Annotated in this window: 18 protein-coding genes; 14 read left to right on the forward strand and 4 right to left on the reverse strand. The window is 67.9% G+C overall.

What is annotated here, in order from left to right; all coding sequences use genetic code 11:
• Positions 1 to 70 precede the first annotated feature (70 nt).
• The 3 genes from FB562_RS12200 to FB562_RS12210 are packed head-to-tail and all read left to right on the forward strand — an operon-like array spanning position 71 to position 2,033.
• Positions 71 to 520: an FAS1-like dehydratase domain-containing protein gene (locus tag FB562_RS12200; RefSeq protein WP_141881577.1), complete on the forward strand. Its 450-nt coding sequence runs from the start codon at positions 71 to 73 to the stop codon at positions 518 to 520.
• A complete protein-coding gene (locus FB562_RS12205) occupies positions 517 to 933 on the forward strand; it encodes a MaoC/PaaZ C-terminal domain-containing protein (protein ID WP_246081484.1) in 417 nt (138 codons plus the stop codon). Before FB562_RS12200 ends, FB562_RS12205 begins: the two co-directional genes overlap by 4 nt.
• On the forward strand, positions 930 to 2,033 hold the full coding sequence (locus FB562_RS12210) for a UDP-N-acetylmuramate dehydrogenase (protein ID WP_141881578.1): 1,104 nt from the start codon (positions 930 to 932) through the stop codon (positions 2,031 to 2,033). The genes FB562_RS12205 and FB562_RS12210 overlap by 4 nt, the downstream gene beginning before the upstream one ends.
• Positions 2,034 to 2,067: 34 nt before the next feature.
• Here FB562_RS12210 and FB562_RS12215 read toward each other — a convergent pair whose 3' ends face one another.
• Together FB562_RS12215 and FB562_RS12220 are read right to left on the reverse strand one after the other, a co-directional pair.
• Positions 2,068 to 2,910: an ABC transporter permease gene (locus FB562_RS12215; protein WP_141881579.1), complete on the reverse strand. Its 843-nt coding sequence runs from the start codon at positions 2,908 to 2,910 to the stop codon at positions 2,068 to 2,070.
• Positions 2,907 to 3,854 (reverse strand): ABC transporter ATP-binding protein, encoded by a 948-nt coding sequence (locus tag FB562_RS12220; protein WP_141881580.1) that lies wholly within the window; start codon positions 3,852 to 3,854, stop codon positions 2,907 to 2,909. The genes FB562_RS12215 and FB562_RS12220 overlap by 4 nt, the downstream gene beginning before the upstream one ends.
• Positions 3,855 to 4,073: 219 nt before the next feature.
• Here FB562_RS12220 and FB562_RS12225 point away from each other — a divergent pair, with 219 nt between their 5' ends.
• The 5 genes from FB562_RS12225 (at position 4,074) to guaA (ending at position 9,993) form a co-directional block, all read left to right on the forward strand.
• Positions 4,074 to 5,201 carry a GuaB3 family IMP dehydrogenase-related protein gene (locus tag FB562_RS12225; protein ID WP_425459832.1) on the forward strand — a complete coding sequence of 376 codons (1,128 nt, stop codon included), beginning with the start codon at positions 4,074 to 4,076 and terminating at the stop codon, positions 5,199 to 5,201.
• 12 nt (positions 5,202 to 5,213) lie between these two features.
• Entirely contained in the window at positions 5,214 to 6,938 is a 1,725-nt protein-coding gene (locus tag FB562_RS12230; RefSeq protein WP_141881582.1) for a glycerol-3-phosphate dehydrogenase/oxidase, read from the forward strand.
• A 241-nt stretch (positions 6,939 to 7,179) separates the two neighbouring features.
• On the forward strand, positions 7,180 to 7,989 hold the full coding sequence (locus FB562_RS12235) for an SURF1 family cytochrome oxidase biogenesis protein (protein WP_141881606.1): 810 nt from the start codon (positions 7,180 to 7,182) through the stop codon (positions 7,987 to 7,989).
• 4 nt (positions 7,990 to 7,993) lie between these two features.
• Positions 7,994 to 8,422, forward strand: a complete 429-nt coding sequence (locus tag FB562_RS12240) for a DUF3817 domain-containing protein (protein WP_141881583.1) — start codon at positions 7,994 to 7,996, stop codon at positions 8,420 to 8,422.
• Positions 8,419 to 9,993 (forward strand): glutamine-hydrolyzing GMP synthase, encoded by a 1,575-nt coding sequence (gene guaA / locus FB562_RS12245; protein ID WP_141881584.1) that lies wholly within the window; start codon positions 8,419 to 8,421, stop codon positions 9,991 to 9,993. Before FB562_RS12240 ends, guaA begins: the two co-directional genes overlap by 4 nt.
• 160 nt (positions 9,994 to 10,153) lie before the next feature.
• Here the strand turns inward: guaA and FB562_RS12250 are convergent, their stop codons facing one another.
• Positions 10,154 to 10,558 (reverse strand): arsenate reductase ArsC, encoded by a 405-nt coding sequence (locus tag FB562_RS12250; protein WP_141881585.1) that lies wholly within the window; start codon positions 10,556 to 10,558, stop codon positions 10,154 to 10,156.
• A gap of 35 nt (positions 10,559 to 10,593) precedes the next feature.
• On the reverse strand, positions 10,594 to 11,895 hold the full coding sequence (locus FB562_RS12255; RefSeq protein WP_141881586.1) for an FAD-dependent oxidoreductase: 1,302 nt from the start codon (positions 11,893 to 11,895) through the stop codon (positions 10,594 to 10,596).
• Positions 11,896 to 11,988: 93 nt separating this feature from the next.
• On the opposite strand from FB562_RS12255, the gene FB562_RS12260 reads away from it, so the two are divergent.
• The 6 genes from FB562_RS12260 to FB562_RS12285 all read left to right on the forward strand — a co-directional run.
• Positions 11,989 to 12,339, forward strand: a complete 351-nt coding sequence (locus FB562_RS12260; protein WP_141881587.1) for an ArsR/SmtB family transcription factor — start codon at positions 11,989 to 11,991, stop codon at positions 12,337 to 12,339.
• The gene (locus FB562_RS12265) at positions 12,339 to 13,061 is read left to right on the forward strand and encodes an aquaporin (RefSeq protein ID WP_141881588.1); all 723 of its coding nucleotides are present in this window, start codon (positions 12,339 to 12,341) and stop codon (positions 13,059 to 13,061) included. Before FB562_RS12260 ends, FB562_RS12265 begins: the two co-directional genes overlap by 1 nt.
• Before the next feature lie 256 nt (positions 13,062 to 13,317).
• The gene (hglS, locus tag FB562_RS12270; RefSeq protein ID WP_221625419.1) at positions 13,318 to 14,694 is read left to right on the forward strand and encodes a 2-oxoadipate dioxygenase/decarboxylase; all 1,377 of its coding nucleotides are present in this window, start codon (positions 13,318 to 13,320) and stop codon (positions 14,692 to 14,694) included.
• 22 nt (positions 14,695 to 14,716) lie between these two features.
• Positions 14,717 to 16,234, forward strand: a complete 1,518-nt coding sequence (gene amaB / locus FB562_RS12275) for an L-piperidine-6-carboxylate dehydrogenase (RefSeq protein ID WP_141881589.1) — start codon at positions 14,717 to 14,719, stop codon at positions 16,232 to 16,234.
• The gene (locus FB562_RS12280; protein WP_141881590.1) at positions 16,231 to 16,980 is read left to right on the forward strand and encodes a GntR family transcriptional regulator; all 750 of its coding nucleotides are present in this window, start codon (positions 16,231 to 16,233) and stop codon (positions 16,978 to 16,980) included. The genes amaB and FB562_RS12280 overlap by 4 nt, the downstream gene beginning before the upstream one ends.
• Positions 16,977 to 18,807 (forward strand): FAD-binding and (Fe-S)-binding domain-containing protein (locus FB562_RS12285; protein WP_221625420.1); only part of this gene is annotated, 1,831 nt, incomplete at its 3' end. The genes FB562_RS12280 and FB562_RS12285, both read left to right, overlap by 4 nt.

The following is an 18,807-nucleotide window of genomic DNA, read 5'->3' on the forward strand; positions in this document are numbered from 1 at the left end:
CCGGATGGCCGGGCGCGAACAGCGGCCGCGAGCACGGGTGCCCGTGGCCCACGCCGAATAGACTCGTTCCGTGACTGTGAACCCAGAGCTCCAGGGGCGCGTGTTCCCCCCGACAGCGCCCTATGTCGTCGCCCGCGAGAAGATCCGCGAGTTCTCTCGCGCTGTCTTCGCGAGCAGCCCCATCAACCACGATCCGGAGGCGGCCCGCGCGGCAGGCTACGCCGATGTGGTCGCCCCGCCGACGTTCCCGGTGGTCATCCAGGAGTCGACGCTCGCGCAGTTGCTCTCCGAACCGGATGCGGGAATCGACTTCTCGAGGGTCGTGCACGGCAATCAGCGTTTCAGTTACACGCGGCCCATCGTGGCTGGCGACGAGCTGACGGCGACCCTGACGGTGACGAGCGTGAAGGCGATCGCGGGAAACGCGATGGTCACGGCGGAGTCGTCGGTTGTCGATGCGGTGGGCGAGCATGTCGTCACTGCGGTGTCCACTCTCGTTGTGAGAGGGGCCGACTCGTGAGCGCCCCGCAGCGGCCCGAGCTGGGGCAGGTCGTCGGCGAGGCCGAGTTCTCGTTCTCGCGCGATTCCCTTGTGCGCTACGCCGGAGCATCCGGTGATTTCAATCCCATCCACTACCGCGATGATGTGGCGGAGGGTGTGGGCCTGCCGGGCGTGCTCGCCCACGGAATGCTCACGATGGGTGCCGCAGTTCAGCCGGTCGTTGATTGGGCCGGCGACCCGGGGCGCATTCTCGACTACCAGGTCAAGTTCACGCGTCCCGTTGTGGTTGACGCGCAGCTCGGCGCCACGATCACTGTGACCGCGACGGTCGGTGCCGTCGATGAGGCGACTGCCCGCATCGACCTGACTGTCATGTTTGACGGTCAGACGGTTCTGGGTAAGGCGCAGGTTGTGGTGAGTCTCGCCCCGTGACCACATTCAGCGAGCTCACGACGACGCGGGTTGGTGGCGCGGCCCGCCTGATGGTGGAGACGACGGATGCCGACAGTTTGGTCGCCGCCGTGCGCGACGCCTGGGAGAGTGGCGAGCCCTGGCTTGTCTTCGGTGGCGGATCGAACCTGTTGGTTGCCGATGATGGTTTCGATGGCACCGCCGTCCACGTGGGCAACCGGGGCATCCAGCAGATCGGCTCTGATGACGCTTCGGTGACGCTGCGCGTGCAGGCGGGGGAGCCGTGGGATGCTCTGGTCGCTTTCTCGGTTGAGAACGGCCTCGCAGGTATTGAGGCGTTGTCTGGTATTCCGGGTGCTTCGGGTGCGGCCCCGATCCAGAACATTGGTGCTTACGGTCAGGAGGTCGCCGACACTCTTGAGGCGATCGATTATCTCGACTATCTGAGCGGCGAGCTCACCCGCATTCCGGCATCCGAGTTGGAGCTTGGATACCGCATGTCGGCCATGAAGAAGGGGCGGCAGGGCGTCGTCGTTGCGATCGAGTTGCGTTTGGGTCGCGGCGGTCTGAGTGAGCCGATCGGCTACGCGCAGCTCGCATCCGCACTGTCTGTGTCGCTTGGCGAGCGGCGTCCGGTGGCCGAGGTGCGCGAGGCGGTGTTGCGGCTGCGCGCGTCGAAGGGCATGGTGTTGTCGGATGCTGACCCAGATTCGGTGAGCACTGGTTCCTTTTTCACGAATCCGATAGTGGGGGAGCGTTTCGCGGCGTCGCTGCCGGCGACGGCGCCGCGGTGGAGTCTTGAACCGGAGCTGCCCGACCGGGTGGTTCCGCTGGAGCAGTCAGCGTTGCTCGACGAGGCGCGACCCCTGGCAACGGCCGCCGACCGGCAGGTGAAGTTGAGCGCGGCGTGGCTGATCGAGAATTCGGGCATCCGGCGTGGTTTTTCGTTGCCGGGGGCCCGGGCGGCGATCTCGAGCAAGCACACGCTTGCGCTGGTCAACACGGGTGGGGCGACGGCTGCGCAGGTGGCTGAGTTGGCGCGCTTTGTTCAGAGCCGCGTGCTGAACGAGTTCGGGGTGTTGCTGCAGCCGGAGCCGGTGCTCGTGGGGTTGGAGCTCTAACAGGGGCGGTGCCTCGGCGCCCGCTGCCGTACCGTCAGCTGTCTTTGCGGATCCAACGGAATGTGAGGCGGCACACCACCAGGCCGACGACCAGCCAGATGCTTGTCGCGATGGCGACGCCGGCCAGATCCCAGCTGCCGCCCTGCTCTAGCGCTTCGAAGGTTTCGGGCAGGAATGCGGCGCGCATGCCCTGCGCCATCCACTTCAGCGGGAACACGGATGCCACATTCTGCAGCCACTCGGGCAGCATCGTGAACTGCAGGTACACGCCGGAGATGAATTGCAGCACGAGGGCGATGGGGATGATCACGGCGGTTGCGCTCTTGCCGCTGCGGGGCAGGCCGCTGAGCGCGATGCCGAGGATCGACGACGTCGTGACGCCGAGCACGAAAACCCATACGAACGTCAGCCACCGCTGCGGGTCGTCGGGCAGGTTCACCCCGAAGGCGAGCGCGGCGACCGCGATTATCAGCGCCGCCTGCAGAACGGAGGTGACGAAGACCTGCCCGATCTTGCCGATGAAGTAGCTGATCATGGGCAGCGGTGACCCGGCGAGGCGTTTGAGGGTTCCGTCGCTCTTCTCGGTCGCGATGTCGATGGACATGTTCTGCAGGCCGCTCAGCAGTACGCCCGCCGCGAGCATCGCCGGTAGGTAGAACGCGGCGCCGCTCATGGTGTTGCCGGCATCATCCCGCCCGAAATCGGATTCGGCGAAGGCGGTGGAGAAGATTGCCAACATCATCACCGGGAACAGGAAGGTGAAGAACACCGTGTCGCCCTGGCGGAAGTAGGCCTTCACCTCGTAGATGATTCGGCTCACGCCGAGCGTCACGGTGCGGCCGGCAGGCAGGGTGGGGGTCGTCATTGTTGCGGTCATGCCGGAACCTCTTCTTCTGCGCTGTCGCTGCGTGAGTCTGGATTCCCCGGGTGGGTTGCCCGGTGAGCGTCGCGTGGGGCTGAAAGTTCAGATTCCGGATGCTCGTAGTCGGCGATGAGCTGCAGATAAACGTCTTCGAGGCTGGGTCTGATGACTTCCAGCCCGTCGGGCTCGCCGTCGCGGGCGAGTTCGGCGACGAGGAGTCCTGGCGCGGTGGTGCGTTGCTCGCGGACGACGCCCGACTCACGCCACCTGACGACCGGCACCCGAGCATCCGGGCCACCGATCTCGTCGATTCGGCCGATGTCGATGAGCCTGCCGTCGGCGATGATGCCGGCCCGGTCGCCGAGTTGGGCGGCTTCGTCGAGGTAGTGGGTGGTGAGCAGGATGCTGGTGCCTTCCGCCTTGAGCGAGCGGATGAGCTCCCAGAACTGGCGCCGCGCTTCCGGGTCGAAACCCGTTGTCGGCTCGTCGAGGAAGAGAAGCTCGGGCCGACCGATGATGCCGAGGGCGACATCCACGCGGCGGCGTTGCCCGCCGGACAGCTTGCGGATGAGCGTGCCGGCTTTCTCTTCGAGGCCGACGGCGGCGATGACCTCGTCGACGGGGCGCGGGTTCGCGTAGAAGCCGGCGAAGTGGGCGAGCTGCTCGCGCACTGTTACGGCGCCCGGCTCGCCGGTGGACTGCAGCACGATTCCGAGGCGAGCCTTCCAGGCGATGCCACCCTTCTGCGGGTCGACGCCGAGTACTTCGGCGTGGCCGCTGCTTCGGTCGCGGTATCCCTCGAGGATCTCGATGGTTGTGCTCTTTCCGGCGCCGTTCGGGCCGAGGAGGGCGAAGGTTTCGCCCCTGTGGATGTCGAAGGTCACGCCCTGCAGTGCCGTGACGCCGCCGTAGCTCTTGCTGAGGTCGCGCACGCTCACGGCAGTGCTGTTCTCTGTCATTCCCTAATTGTGTCGCGCTGGGCATCCGGGCGCCCCCCGGTCTTGGTGTCGAGTTGCCGACTTTCGCCCCTATTTCGGGCGAAAAGGGGGCCGAAGTGGGCAACTCGCCACCATTGTCAGGCTGAGTCGGGCAGCCATGGTGCGCGAGAGGAGTCTCACGCAGGGAGTTTCGCGACAAGGGCCCGGGTGCCTAAACGGGCAGCGCGATAGGCTGGGATGGTGAATGAAGTAGAGATCGGCCGCGCCAAGCGGGCACGTCGTGTGTTCGCGTTCGATGACATCGCTATCGTGCCGAATCGTCGCACGCGCGACCCCCAGGATGTTTCGGTGGGGTGGTCGATTGACGCCTTCCAGTTCGACATCCCCTTCCTTGCGGCACCCATGGATTCTGTGGTGAGCCCGGCGACGGCGATCCGCATGGGCCAGCTGGGTGGTCTGGGCGTGCTCGACCTCGAGGGCGTGTGGACCCGCTACGAGAACCCCGAGCCGCTGCTGGAGGAGATCCGCACGATGCCGGCAGCCGAGGCGACTCGGCGCATGCAGCGCATCTACGCCGAGCCGATCAAGCCGGAGTTGGTGACGCAGCGTCTCGCCGAGATTCGTGCCGCTGGCGTCACTGTGGCGGGTGCGCTCAGCCCGCAGCGCACGCAGCAGCTGTACAAGACGGTTGTCGCGGCGGGCGTCGACCTGTTCGTCATCCGCGGCACCACGGTCAGCGCCGAGCATGTGTCGCAGAACCAGGAGCCCCTCAATCTCAAGGAGTTCATCTATGAGCTCGACGTTCCCGTCATTGTGGGCGGGGCGTCTGGTTACACTCCCGCTCTTCATCTGATGCGCACGGGTGCGGCTGGCGTGCTCGTCGGCTTCGGCGGCGGTGCGGCATCGACGACTCGCGCGAGCCTGGGCATCCACGCCCCGATGGCCACTGCGGTGGCGGATGTTGCGGGCGCGCGTCGCGACTACATGGACGAGTCCGGCGGTCGCTACGTGCATGTCATCGCCGATGGCGGGCTGGGCACGAGCGGCGACATTGTGAAGGCGATCGCGATGGGGGCGGATGCGGTCATGCTGGGCACGACGCTCGCGAGGGCGACGGATGTTCCGGGTGGCGGTTTCCATTGGGGTGCGGAGGCGCACCACAGTGAGTTGCCGCGCGGTAACCGTGTCGAGGTCGGCCAGATCGCTCCCCTGGAGGAGATCCTGTACGGGCCGTCCACCGTTGCTGATGGCAAGTCGAACCTGGTGGGGGCGTTGCGCCGCTCGATGGCGACGACCGGCTATTCAGATCTGAAGGAGTTCCAGCGGGTTGAGGTTGTGCTCGCACCGTACGCACCGCATTCTCGCTGAGGAAGGCATCCGATGTCCCGCTCGCAGGTTTCCCATTCGACCAGGCTGGGGGCCGAGGAGCGGGCTGCGGCCGTCGAGGCGCTGAAGACGCGTGAGCTCGACATCCTTGTCATCGGCGGCGGCATCGTCGGAGCGGGCAGCGCGCTCGACGCGGTCACGCGCGGCCTGAGCGTCGGCATGGTGGAGGCCCGCGACTGGGGTTCTGGCACGTCGAGCCGCTCCTCGAAGCTCGTGCACGGCGGCATCCGGTATCTGGAACAGCTCGACTTCAGGCTTGTACGCGAGGCGCTCACGGAGCGCGGGCTGCTGCTGCAGCGCATCGCCCCGCACCTGGTGAAGCCGGTGCGCTTCATGTACCCGCTCACGAAGCCCGTCATCGAGCGGCTCTATGTGGGCGCCGGCATGCTGCTTTACGACCTGTTCAGCTATTCGGGTGGGCGCCCGCCAGGGGTGCCGCACCACAGACACTTCTCGCGCCGGCAGGTTATGCGCGCCATCCCGAGCCTGAAGAAGGATGCGCTCGTCGGCGGCATCACCTACTACGACGCGCAGGTCGATGACGCGCGCTACGTGTCGAGTCTCGCCCGCACCGCCGCCTCCTACGGCGCGAAGGTCGCCAGCCGCGTGCGCGTGGAGGGCTTCGTCAAGGTCGGCCAGCGGGTCGTCGGCGTGAACGCGCACGACCTGCAGACGGGTGAGCGTTTCGAGATCCGCGCCAGGCAGGTCGTCAACGCGACAGGCGTGTGGACGGATGACACGCAGGCGATGGTGGGCGAGCGCGGCCAGTTCAAGGTGCGCGCGTCGAAGGGCGTGCACCTGGTGGTGCCGCGCGACCGCTTCCAGTCGAAGGTGGGCCTGCTGCTGCGCACCGAGAAGAGCGTGCTGTTCGTCATCCCGTGGGGCCGGCACTGGCTCATCGGCACGACCGACACGAAGTGGGATCTCGACAAGGCGCACCCCGCCGCGACGGCCGCCGACATCGACTACCTGCTTGAGCACGTCAACCGGGTGCTCGCCGTTCCGCTCACCCGCGATGACGTCGAGGGTGTGTTTGCGGGCCTGCGGCCGCTGCTGGCGGGCGAATCGGATGAGACGTCCAAGCTGTCGCGCGAGCACATCGTCACGCACACCGTGCCAGGCCTCGTCGTCGTGGCGGGCGGCAAGTGGACCACCTACCGGGTGATGGCGAAGGATGCGATCGATGCGGCATCCGCGGCCCTCGACGGGCGTGTGCCGCCCAGCACGACCGAGAACATCGCGCTGCTCGGGGCGGAGGGCTACCAGGCCGCCTGGAACAAGCGCAGCAAGATCGCCCGCGCCTTCGGCGTGCACAAGGTGCGCATCGAGCACCTGCTGAATCGTTACGGCACGCTCACCGACGAACTGCTTGACATCATCCGGCAGAACCCATCGCTGAACACGGCGCTGCCCGGTGCCGACGACTACCTGGAGGCGGAGGTCGTGTACGCGGCCTCGCATGAGGGCGCTCTGCACCTGGACGACGTGCTCGCCCGGCGCACCCGCATCTCGATCGAGGCGTGGGATCGGGGCGTGTCGGCGGCCCCCGTTGCGGCCCGTCTCATGGCGGGTGTGCTCGGCTGGGACGAGGAACGCACCGACAGCGAGATCAGCCATTACCTGGCCCGCGTGGCTGCGGAGCTCGCCAGCCAGACGCAGCCCGACGACGAATCCGCCGACCGGGTGCGCCTGGAGGCCCCCGACATCGGCAGCCGCTAGCGCGGGAATCTGTCTCGCTCAGGGCGCGCCTCCCTGCGAGCGACTGGTCAAATGTCGCCCCAAACCGTGCAGTTGGGGGCCGGTATTGACCATTCGCGCGGATCTTGCTGTTCTCCCCCAGCGCGAGTGGTCATTCTTCGCCCCAAAAGTTCGTGGTTGGGACGAGAACCGACCGCTCGCGCGGCGATGGAGCCGCGTGGGTGTCCGCCCAGCCACCCGCGGCTAGGCTGGTGGGGTGAGTATGTGGGCCGTCGCGCGCAGGCCGCGGTGGATCGCCGCGCTGCTGCTTGCGCTTGCCATCGCCGCCGCGTTCGCCGCGCTCGGGCAGTGGCAGTTGGAGCGCAGCATCGACCGCGGTGAGATTGTGACCCGCGAGACGGAGACGGTGGTGCCGCTCGAGTCGGTGGCCGAGCCGCAGTCGCCGGTGTCGGCCGCGAGTGACGGGCAGCGCGTGAGCCTGAGCGGGCGCCTTGTTCCGGGTGACTATCTGGTGCTGTCGCAGAGGCTCAATGGCGGCGAGTTCGGGTTCTGGGTTGCCGGCCATCTGGTCGTGGGCGGCGCAGACCTGGCGGTCGCGGTCGGCTGGGCCGAGAGCGAGGCGGATGCCGCATCCGTCGTCGACAGTCTTGTCGCGGATGCCCCGGCGGAGGTGCACCTGCAGGGTCGCTATATCGTCGGCGAGGCCCCGCAGGAGACCGACTACATCGCCGGACGCCTCGACACGATGGCGCCCGCAGCTTTTGTGAACCTGTGGCCGCAGCTCTCCGATGGCGGCATCTACAACGGCTATCTCGTGCTCGATTCGCCCGCTGATGTCGGCGAGGCGGCGGCCGGGCTGGTGGCGATCGATTCGCACACTCCCGACCCTGAGGTGCAGATCAACTGGCTGAACATCTTCTATGCCGCCGAGTGGGTGGTGTTCGCGGGCTTCGCCGTGTTCCTGTGGTGGCGTCTGGTGAAGGATGCGTGGGAGCTGGAGACGGCAGAGGCTCAGGCCGGGCAGGGCGAGGCCGGGCAGGGCGAGAAGGCCCAGCCGGCCCAACTAAACTAGGGCCATGCTTCCCGGCCCTCGCCCCTCAGATATTCCGCGCATCCGCAAGACGCTCTCTGTCTACAAGGTCTCGTCGTACATCACCGGCACGTTCCTGCTGCTGCTGTGCCTGATGATGGTGACCCGTTACGGGTTCGGCGTCGACATCGAGATGGGCGGGCCTGACGGTTTTCTGGCGCTCACGCCGAAGGATCTGATCACGGGTGTGAACCTGTCGACGGTCATCCTCATCGTGCACGGCTGGTTCTATGTTCTGTATGTGGGCTGCGATTTCGTGCTGTGGCGGCTGATGCGTTTCTCGTTCGGGCGCTTCCTGTTCATCGCGCTGGGTGGCATCATTCCTCTGCTGTCGTTCTTCTTGGAGCGCAGCGTGCCGAGGCGGGTCGAGGCCGCACTGGCCGAGATTTCGCAGACCGAAGGGGCAAGCGTATGAGCGAGACCGAGCAGAGGCCCGTGCTGGTCGTCGACTTCGGGGCGCAGTACGCGCAGCTGATCGCGCGGCGCGTGCGTGAGGCATCCGTCTATTCGGAGATCGTGCCGCACACGATCACCGCCGCGGAGGTTGCGGCGAAGAACCCTGTGGGTATTGTGCTCAGCGGCGGCCCGTCGAGCGTGTACGAGCCCGGTTCGCCCAGCCTCGACAAGGGCATCCTCGAGCTCGGCATCCCGACCCTCGGTATTTGCTACGGCTTCCAGGTCATGGCGACGCAGCTCGGCGGCGAGGTCGCGCAGACCGGCCGACGCGAATATGGGGCGACGGATGTCACGATCACCGGCGGCGGCGGAACGCTACTGGCCGGCCAGCCCGAGCAGCAGACCACCTGGATGAGCCATGGCGACTCCGTGTCGAAGGCGCCGGACGGCTTCGAGGTTCTCGCGTCGAGCGACGCGACCCCCGTCGCCGCGTTCGCCAGCGACGAGCGCAAACTGTACGGCGTGCAGTGGCACCCCGAGGTGAAGCACTCCGAGTTCGGGCAGCGCGTGCTCGAGAACTTCCTGCACACGGCGGCGGGCATCCCGGCCGACTGGAATGCCGGCAACGTCATCGCAGAACAGGTGGCGCGCATCCGCCACCAGATCGGCACAGGTCGCGTGATCTGCGGGCTCTCCGGAGGGGTCGACTCGGCCGTCGCCGCCGCCCTCGTGCATGAGGCTGTCGGCGATCAGCTCACCTGCGTCTTCGTCGACCACGGGCTGCTGCGGCAGGATGAGCGCCGCCAGGTCGAAGAGGACTACGTGAAGGCCACCGGTGTGCGCCTCATCACCATCGATGCCGAGAAGCAGTTCCTCGACGCGCTCGCCGGGGTGACCGACCCGGAGACGAAGCGCAAGATCATCGGCCGCGAATTCATCCGCACCTTCGAGCAGGCGCAGGCCGACCTCGTCGCCGAGACCGCCGCCGACGGCGACCCGGTGCGCTTTCTCGTGCAGGGAACCCTCTACCCTGACGTCGTCGAATCGGGTGGCGGCAGCGGAACCGCCAACATCAAGAGCCACCACAATGTGGGCGGCCTGCCCGAGGACCTACAGTTTGAGCTCGTCGAGCCGCTGCGCGCCCTGTTCAAGGACGAGGTGCGCGAGATCGGTCGCCAGCTGGGCCTGCCGGAGGTCATCGTCGCCCGCCAGCCGTTCCCCGGCCCGGGCCTCGGCATCCGCATCATCGGCTCCGTGGACAAGGAACGGCTCGAAATTCTGCGCCACGCGGATGCCATCGCGCGCGCCGAACTGACCCTCGCCGGCCTCGACAACAGCATCTGGCAGTGCCCCGTCGTGCTGCTCGCCGACGTGCGCTCCGTCGGAGTGCAGGGCGACGGCCGCACCTACGGGCACCCCATCGTGCTGCGCCCCGTCTCCAGCGAAGATGCCATGACCGCTGACTGGACGCGGCTGCCCTACGACGTGCTCGCCAAGATCTCCAACCGCATCACCAACGAAGTGAAAGACGTCAACCGGGTCGTGCTCGACGTCACATCGAAGCCGCCGGGAACCATCGAGTGGGAGTGAGGGTAGGCCGGGAAAGCCAGCCTGCTCCTCAGCTCAAACAATGACGATGAGGGGCGGACGAAAAGCGTGTCCGCCCCTCATCGTCATAACTCGACACCCCGCAGACTAGCTTTCCCGGCCCTGCGGGTGAGTGGAAAAGATCGCTGGCCGACGGGGTGCATCAGGCGGGCAGTAGCTCCGCCAGCAGCCCCTCGATGCGCGCCTTGATGTCGTCGCGGATCGGCCGCACCGCGTCGATGCCCTGACCGGCGGGGTCGTCGAGCTCCCAGTCCTCGTAGCGCTTGCCCGGGAAGATGGGGCACACATCGCCGCAGCCCATCGTGATGACGACATCCGACTCCTTGACGGCATCCGTCGTCAGGATCTTCGGGGCGTTGTTGGCGATGTCGATGCCCTCTTCGGCCATCGCCGCGATCGCCACAGGGTTGATCTCGTCCTTCGGCTCGGAGCCGGCGGAGAGCACGGTCACGCGGTCGCCTGCGAGGGCGGCCAGGTAGCCGGCGGCCATCTGCGAGCGGCCGGCATTGTGTACGCAGACGAAGAGGACGGTGGGCTTGTCAGTCATGGGGTCTCCTTGTGGTGGGGATGTTCAGGGCGGGGTCAGCAGCATCCGGCGGTACTGCTCGTCGAGCAGACGCCGGTGGCGGGAAGAGTGAGCTGAACTGCGCGGGCGGATGTCTCGTCGCCGGCGAGCCAGGCGGCGATGGACCGCACCTGCTCGTACCCGGTGGCGAGCAGGAAGGTGGGGGCGCGACCGTAGCTCTTCATCCCGGCGATGAAGAAGTTCGGCTCGGGCTGCTGAAGTTCGGCGAAACCGTGCGGTTCGACGGTGCCGCAACTGTGCACATTGGGGTCGATCAGCGGCGCGAGCGCGCGCGGTGCCTCGACGATGTCGTCGAGGTTGAGCCGGATCTCACGCAGCAGGTCGAGGTTGGGACGGAACCCGGCGGCGTTGACGATCACGTCAGTCTCGAAGTGGTTGCCGTCGCGAGTGCCGATGACGCGGATGCGTCCCGCTGCATCCTCGAGGCTCGCGATCTCGAAGCGGTCGATGACCGTGATCTCGCCAGCCTCGACCAGCTGCTGAACCCGGGCACCGAGGGAGGCGCGCGCCTGCAGCTCGTCGTCGGCCGAGCCGAGCACGCGAACGGCGGAACGGTTGCGGATGGCCCACGTGACGCTGGTGCCGGGTTCCTGACGGGCCAGCTCGGCCAGGTTGAGGAGGGTGTTCGCGGCCGAATGCCCGGCGCCGACGACGGTGACGTGTCTACCGGCGAATCGCATCCGGTCGGTGCCGAGAACATCGGGGAGTGCGTGGCTGACACGGTCGGCCACCGCGGGGAGCCCGAGCGGGTCGAGCCCGCTCGAACCGAGGCTGTTCGGGGTGGCGTAGGTACCAGAGGCATCGATGACCGCGCGGGCGAGAACTTCGTCGTGTGTGCCGTCGGCGTGCAGCATCCGCAGCACGAAGGGGGTGGAATCGCGGCCGGTGGAGCGGGTGCGGTCCATGCCCTGACGGCTGACCGCCTCGACCGTCGCGCCGGTCACAATGTGGGGTGCGAGAGCATCCGTTGCCGCCAGGGGTAGCAAGTAGCTTTCGACGAGTTCGGAGCCGGTGGGTAGGCGCGCGGTCTCGGGCTCCTGCCAGCCGGTGGTGACGAGGATGCGGCGCGCGGCCGGGTCGATCAGGAACTCCCACGGCGAGAACAGCCTGATGTGCCCCCAGGATGCCATGCTGCTTGCCACGGTTGCGCCCGCTTCGTAGACGACGAAGTCGATGCCGCGCTCGTGAAGTTGTGCCGCCGCGGCCAGCCCGATCGGGCCGGCGCCGATGATGGCGACGGGAAGACCGTCGAGCCGAGAGTCGCGCAATGCCGGCATGGCCAGGTCGGCAAGTGTCATGCGCTGATCCCCTCGGAGTCGATCGATGATCATCGATATAGAAAGTATGAAGCCATCCATCGATGGTTGTCAATGTAAGGCTACGATGGGCGCATGACCTCGTTCACGCCCACGCCCGTCACCGAGGCGGCAGCCTGCTGCGCGCCCCTCACGCGCGAGACGCTCAACGCGGAACAGGCGGATGATCTGGCCCGGTCATTGAAGGCGCTCGCCGACCCGACACGCCTGCGACTGATCTCCATCGTGGCGGCATCCGAGGGTGAAGAGGCCTGCGTCTGCGACCTGACCGAACCGGTCGGGCTGGGCCAGTCGACGGTCTCGCACCACCTCAAGATCCTGATGGATGCCGGATTCCTCACCCGCTCCAAGCGCGGCACCTGGGCGTACTACCGGCTGGTCCCGGGCTCCCTCGACTCGATCTCGCGCCTGCTCGTCACCGCGTGATGCGGGTCTCGAGACTGCACGATCGCTCCGCGCTCGCGCACCTCGACCAGCGGGTTGATCGCAGGGTCGCGGCCGAGTTCCTGGGGAGTGCTCTTCTCGCTGCAGTCGTGGTCGGCTCCGGCATTGCGGCCGAGCGTTTGTCGCCGAGCGATGTCGGGCTGCAACTGTTGGAGAACGCGTTGGCGACCGCCCTCGCCCTGCCGGTGCTCATCCTGCTGTTCATCCACATCAGCGGCGCCCACTTCAACCCGGTCGTGTCGCTCGCCGACTCTGCGCTCGGCATGCGCTCGTGGCGGGACACCGTCCTCTACATCCCGGCCCAGATTCTCGGATGCATCGGCGGAGCGGTGCTCGCAAACCTCATGTTCGGCGCATCCGCCGTCTCGTGGAGCGCCAAGGACCGGCTGACCCCCGGCACCTTCCTCGCCGAGATCGTGGCAACGGCAGGGCTCGTGTTGGTGGTTTTCGTGCTCGCCCGCACGGGCCGCGCATCCGTCATCCCGGCCGCCGTCGGCGCCTACATCGGGGCCGCCTATTTCTTCACCGCGTCGACCAGTTTCGCGAACCCGGCCATCACCATCGGGCGGATGTTCAGCGACAGTTTCGCAGGCATCGCACCGAGCTCATCGCTCGGCTTCATCGCCGCGCAGCTCATCGGCGGCGGTGTCGGGTACGCGCTGGTGCGCTACTTCGCGCCGTCACCTGTCGCATCCGGAGCCTGAAGTACGCCAATCGGATGCTTGGGGCGGTCGGGAAGAGCCGTTTGGCGTACTCGAGGCTCCCGCTGGTCGAGGGGTCGCCGTCTACGGTGACCGTCTCGAGACCGACCCCAGAGTAACTTCGTGGGCGGGTCTCGAGACTGCACGATCGCTTCGCGCTCGCGCACCTCGACCAGCGGGCGGGGTGGTGGCGCAGCCCCGAATCGAGTAGCGTGCTACTCGGGATACAGTGCGGTACTCCGAGCGAGAGGGATGCGACGTGGGCTTTGTGGATTCGACCGGTCTACGGGCCGATTTCGCCGTGCGGCTGTCTGAGCTGTACGGCACGGAGGTTCCCGCCTACACGACGCTCGTCGAGGTCGCCCACGAGGTGAACTCCGACGTCGTTGCACGGCTCGGGGCGGAGGCGGAGCGTCTCGGCTCGATCGACCGCGTCACCGCCGAGAGGCACGGCGCGATCCGCGTCGGCACACGCGAGGAGCTCGCCCAGGTGGCGCGTGTCTTCGCGGCCATGGGCATGCATCCGGTCGGCTTCTATGATCTGCGTGACGCCATCGGTGGCGTTCCTGTCGTGTCGACCGCGTTCCGCCCGGTCGACGGTGAGGAGCTCGCGAAGAACCCGTTCCGTGTCTTCACCTCGGTGCTTGCGGTGGCCGACCGCCGCTATTTCACCGAAGACCAGCAGCGTCGTCTCGAGACGTTTCTGGCCGCGCGCGAGCTGTTCCCGCCCGAACTCCTCACGCTTGCCGACGAAGCGATCGACGGCGGAGGCCTCGACGAGGAGCAGGCCGAACGCTTTCTCACCCTCGCGACGGCGTCGTTCGAGCTGTCGCCCGAGCCGGTCGATCGCGCCTGGTATGAGGAGCTGGAGGCCGTGTCATCCGTCGCCTCCGACATCGGCGGCGTCTCGTCGACACACATCAATCACCTCACCCCGCGCGTGCTCGATATCGACGATCTCTACGCGCGCATGTCGGCCCGCGGCGTGACCATGATCGACGATATCCAGGGCCCGCCGCGCTGGCAGGGGCCGGATGTTCTTCTGCGGCAGACCTCGTTCCGTGCGCTCGCCGAGCCGCGCAGTTTTCGCGAACCCGACGGCTCGATCATCACCGATGAGCTGCGCGTGCGTTTCGGCGAGGTCGAGGCGCGCGGCGTCGCGCTCACCCCGGCCGGGCGTGAGGTGTACGACCGGATGATGGTGGCCGTCGACGACGCGTTGGCTGGCGTGCCGCGCATCCGGGCCGCGGAGAAAGCTGCTGAGGTGTGGGGCAGCGGGTTCCCGGACACGGAGGTGGAGATGGCGGCTCAGGGCCTCGCCTACTACCGCTACACGGCGGCACGGCAACCGGGCGAGCGGCCCGCCGACGTCCCGACGCTCATCCGCGACGGCTGGCTCGAGGTCGAGCCGATCGTCTACGAGGACTTCCTGCCGCGCTCGGCCGCCGGCATCTTCCAGTCGAATCTGACGGGCGAAGGCTCGAAGGATGCCACGCAGCAGGCCGTCGAACTCGATGAGGCGTGGATGGCCGAGGTGCTCGGCCGCCCCCTGCACGACCCCTACGAACTGTATGCGGCGCAGAGCGAGGCGAGCCTCGCATCCGCGCTTGAAGCTCTCGACGCATCCGATCACTGAACTGAAACCCCCAGGAGACCCCATGACGACCATCACCACCCCTTCGACCGCCGAACTGCGCGAGCTCGCCAAGAAGAGCCTTGAGGCGTGCGGCGCCACCATTCCGGAGGGCACGGGTATCACGGCGCGCTCGCCGATCACGGGCGAGTCCCTGTTCGAGTTGGGGGAGACTCCGGATGTCGCGGCCGCGATCGATCGCGCGCATGAGGCTTTTCTGCAGTGGCGTTCGGTGCCCGCCCCCGTGCGCGGCTTCGTCGTGAAGCGTCTCGGCGAGCTCATCGCGGAGCACAAGCAGGACGTGGCGAATCTCATCACGATCGAGGTCGGCAAGATCGGTTCGGAGGCGCTCGGCGAGGCGCAGGAGATGATCGACATCTGCGATCTGGCGGTGGGCATCTCCCGTCAGCTCGACGGTCGCACCATGCCGTCGGAGCGGCCCGGTCACCGCCTGATGGAGACGTGGCATCCGCTCGGCGTCGTCGCGGTCATCTCGGCCTTCAACTTTCCGGCGGCCGTGTGGTCGTGGAACACGGCCCTCGCTCTCGTCTGTGGTGACGCCGTCATCTGGAAGCCGTCCGAGACGGCCAGCCTCACCGCCCTCGCCTGTTCGGCTCTGCTCGACCGGGCGCTGAAGGAGCACGGCATGCCGGCGGGTGTCAGCCAGGTGGTGCTGACCGACGCGGCCGGGGCATCCGTTCTCGTCGACAGCCCGAAGGTGCCGCTCGTCTCGGCCACCGGATCGGAGCGCATGGGCGCCCAGATCGCGCCGCGCATCGCCGCCCGCTTCGGCCGCGCGCTGCTCGAACTCGGCGGCAACAACGCCGCCATCGTCGCCCCGAGCGCCGACCTCGACCTCGCCGCGCGCGGGATCGTGTTCTCGGCTGCGGGCACGGCCGGCCAGCGCTGCACCTCGATGCGCCGCGTGATCGCGCACTCCTCCCTCGTCGATGACCTCGTCGGCCGCCTCACGGAGGTCTACGCGCGCCTGCCCATCGGCAGCCCCACCGACGACGGCACGCTCGTCGGCCCCGTCATCAACCCGGCCGCCTACGAGCGGATGCAGGAGGCCATCGAGCAGGCGGTCGCCGACGGCGGCGAACTCGTGGTGGGTGGTGGCAGGCGCGACGCAGGCGGCGACGCCTTCTACGTGGAGCCGGCGATCGTTCGGATGCCCGCCCAGACCGACATCGTGCGCCGCGAGACCTTCGCCCCGCTTCTGTATGTGCTCGAATATGACACCATCGAGCAGGCCATCGCCCTGCAGAACGACGTGCCGCAGGGCCTCTCGTCGAGCATCTTCACGCTCGACCAGCGCGAGGCCGAGCAGTTCATGGCCGCCGAGGGCAGCGACTGCGGAATCGTCAACGTCAACATCGGCACCTCCGGCGCGGAGATCGGCGGCGCGTTCGGCGGCGAGAAGACCACCGGCGGCGGACGCGAGTCCGGCTCGGACGCCTGGCGCGCCTACATGCGTCGCGCCACCAACACCATCAACTACTCGCACGACCTGCCGCTGGCGCAGGGGGTGAACTTCTCGTGAACATCGACCTTGCGCCGGGCGTTGCTGCTGGGCTTGCGCCCGAGCTTGTGACCGGGCGCAGGGTCAGCTCCACAGACCTCATCCACGAGAAGCTCCGCACGGGCATCGTCTCGGGCGAGCTCGCGGCAGGGTCGCGGCACTCCATCTACCAGCTGGCAGAACGCTTCGGCGTCTCGCGCACGCCCGTGCGCGACGCCGTGCTGAGGCTCGCCGACGCCGGCATGCTCACCATCGAGCGCAACCGCGGTGTCGTCATCCGGGGGCTGGGGGTCGAGGAGATCCGCTCCGTGTTCGAACTGCGGCTCCTGCTCGAGGTGCCTGCGGCGGCCGCAGCGGCACGGGCGCACCCACCGGCACTCCTTGCCGCACTGGGCGGATGCCTGGCCGGTCTCGATGAGGCGGCCGCAGCATCCGATTCTCTCGCCTTCTCCGCACACGACCGCAGGCTGCACCGGCTGATTCTCGAGGCGAGCGGCAACGCCCGGTTGGTCGACATGGTCGAGTCGTTGCGCGATTCGACGCAGGTGCGGGGCGTGTCGACGATGCAGCGTTCGCGCAGCCTTCGGCAGGTGGAGGGCGAGCATGTTCCGATCGTGGAGGCGATCAGGGAGGGTGATGCGGATGCCGCGGCCCGGCTGATGAGGGAGCATCTGGTCGAGACGGGTCGGCTTCTGATGCGGCAGGTCGCGGCGAGCTCGGGCGAGGCCGTTCCGCAGGAGTGGCCGCCCGCGCTGGTGGCGCCGTGAGCTCTCCCGCGACCGTGCAACGCGATCTCGCCTACGAACTCTCGCGCGTCGTCGGCGGCTCGGTCGAGACGGATGCGCGCCGCCGGGCCGAATATTCGAGCGACGCGTCGAACTACCGGGTCGTACCCGAGGTCGTCGTGTTCCCCCGGGATGTCGACGACATTCTCGCGGTCGCGGAGGTCTCGCGTGAAACGGGCACCCCGCTGACGACACGCGGCGGCGGCACCTCCGTCGCCGGCAACGCGGTCGGGCCGGGCATCGTGATGGACCTGTCGCGGCATGTGAACCGCGTGATCGAGCTCGACCCGGAGGCGCGCACCGCCCGCGTTGAGCCGGGCCTCGTCATGGGCGCGCTGCAGAAGGCAGCCGCCCCGCACGGCCTGCGCTTCGGGCCCGACCCGTCCACCTGGGCTCGGGCGACGCTCGGCGGCATGATCGGCAACAACGCCTGCGGCTCGCACTCGCTCGTGTACGGCACCACGGCCGACAACGTGCTCGACCTCGACGTTGTCGACGGGCTGGGGCGGCGATTTCGGACGGCGACGGCATCCAGCGGTGCTCTTATCGGGGGCCTTGAAGAATTCACGCAGGCGAATCTGGCCGTTCTGCGCACCGAGCTGGGCCGCTTCGGTCGGCAGGTGAGCGGCTACGGCCTGCACCACCTTCTGCCCGAGAACGGCCGCAACCTCGCCCGCGCGCTCGTCGGCAGCGAGGGCACCTGCGCGGTCACGCTCGGCGCGACGGTCACACTCGTGCCCGTGCCGGTCGACCCGCTGCTGCTCGTGCTCGGCTACCCGACGATGGCGGATGCGGCGGATGCGGTGCCCGCGATCATCGCGCACCGCGCGTCCGCAATAGAGGGGCTCGATGCGCGCCTCGTCGACGCGGTGCGGCGGGCGAAGGGTGCGGGCGCCGTCGCGAACCTGCCCGAGGGTGGCGGCTGGCTGCTCATCGAGGTGTCGGGCTCCGACGCCAGATCACGCGCCGATGCGATCGTGCGCGACGCCGACGCGCTGTCGTCGCGCCTGTTCGCGGAGGGCCGCGAGACGCGTGCCATCTGGCGCATCCGCGAAGACGGGGTCGGCCTCGCCGGTCGCACCGCCGCGGGCGAGCAGGCATGGCCGGGCTTCGAGGATGCGGCCGTTCCGCCTGAGCGTCTGGGTGCCTACCTGCGCGAATTCGAGCAGCTGCTCGACGGCTACGGCGTCTCCGGAATGCCGTACGGCCACTTCGGCGACGGCTGCATCCACGTGCGCCTCGACATCCCGCTCGAGCGTGACGGTGCCGTTCTCCGCGAGCTGATGACGGATGCTGCGCGTCTCGTCGCCAGTCACGGCGGCTCCCTCTCGGGTGAGCACGGCGACGGGCGGGCCCGCAGCGAACTGCTGCCGATCATGTACTCGCCGGATGCGATCAGGGCGTTCGAAGGATTCAAGCAACTGTTCGACCCCGCCAACCTCCTCAACCCGGGCGTGCTCGTCGCCCCGCGTCCGCTCGACGCCGACCTGCGCCGACCGCAGGCGCTGCCCTTGCCGAAGGTGCGCGGCTTCGCCCTCGACCACGACGGCGGCGACTTCACAAAAGCCGTGCACCGCTGCGTCGGAGTCGGCAAATGCCGGGCCGACAACACGGCATCCGGCGGCTTCATGTGCCCGTCATACCTCGCCACGGGTGACGAGAAGGACTCGACTCGCGGCCGCGCCCGCGTGCTGCAGGAGATGGCCAACGGAACCCTCGTCACCGGCGGATGGCAGTCACCCGAAGTGCAGGAATCGCTCGACCTGTGCCTCTCATGCAAAGCCTGCGCGAGCGACTGCCCGGCCGGCG

The organism is Homoserinimonas aerilata (assembly GCF_006716125.1).
In the GTDB taxonomy this organism is placed as follows: Bacteria; Actinomycetota; Actinomycetes; order Actinomycetales; family Microbacteriaceae; genus Homoserinimonas; species Homoserinimonas aerilata.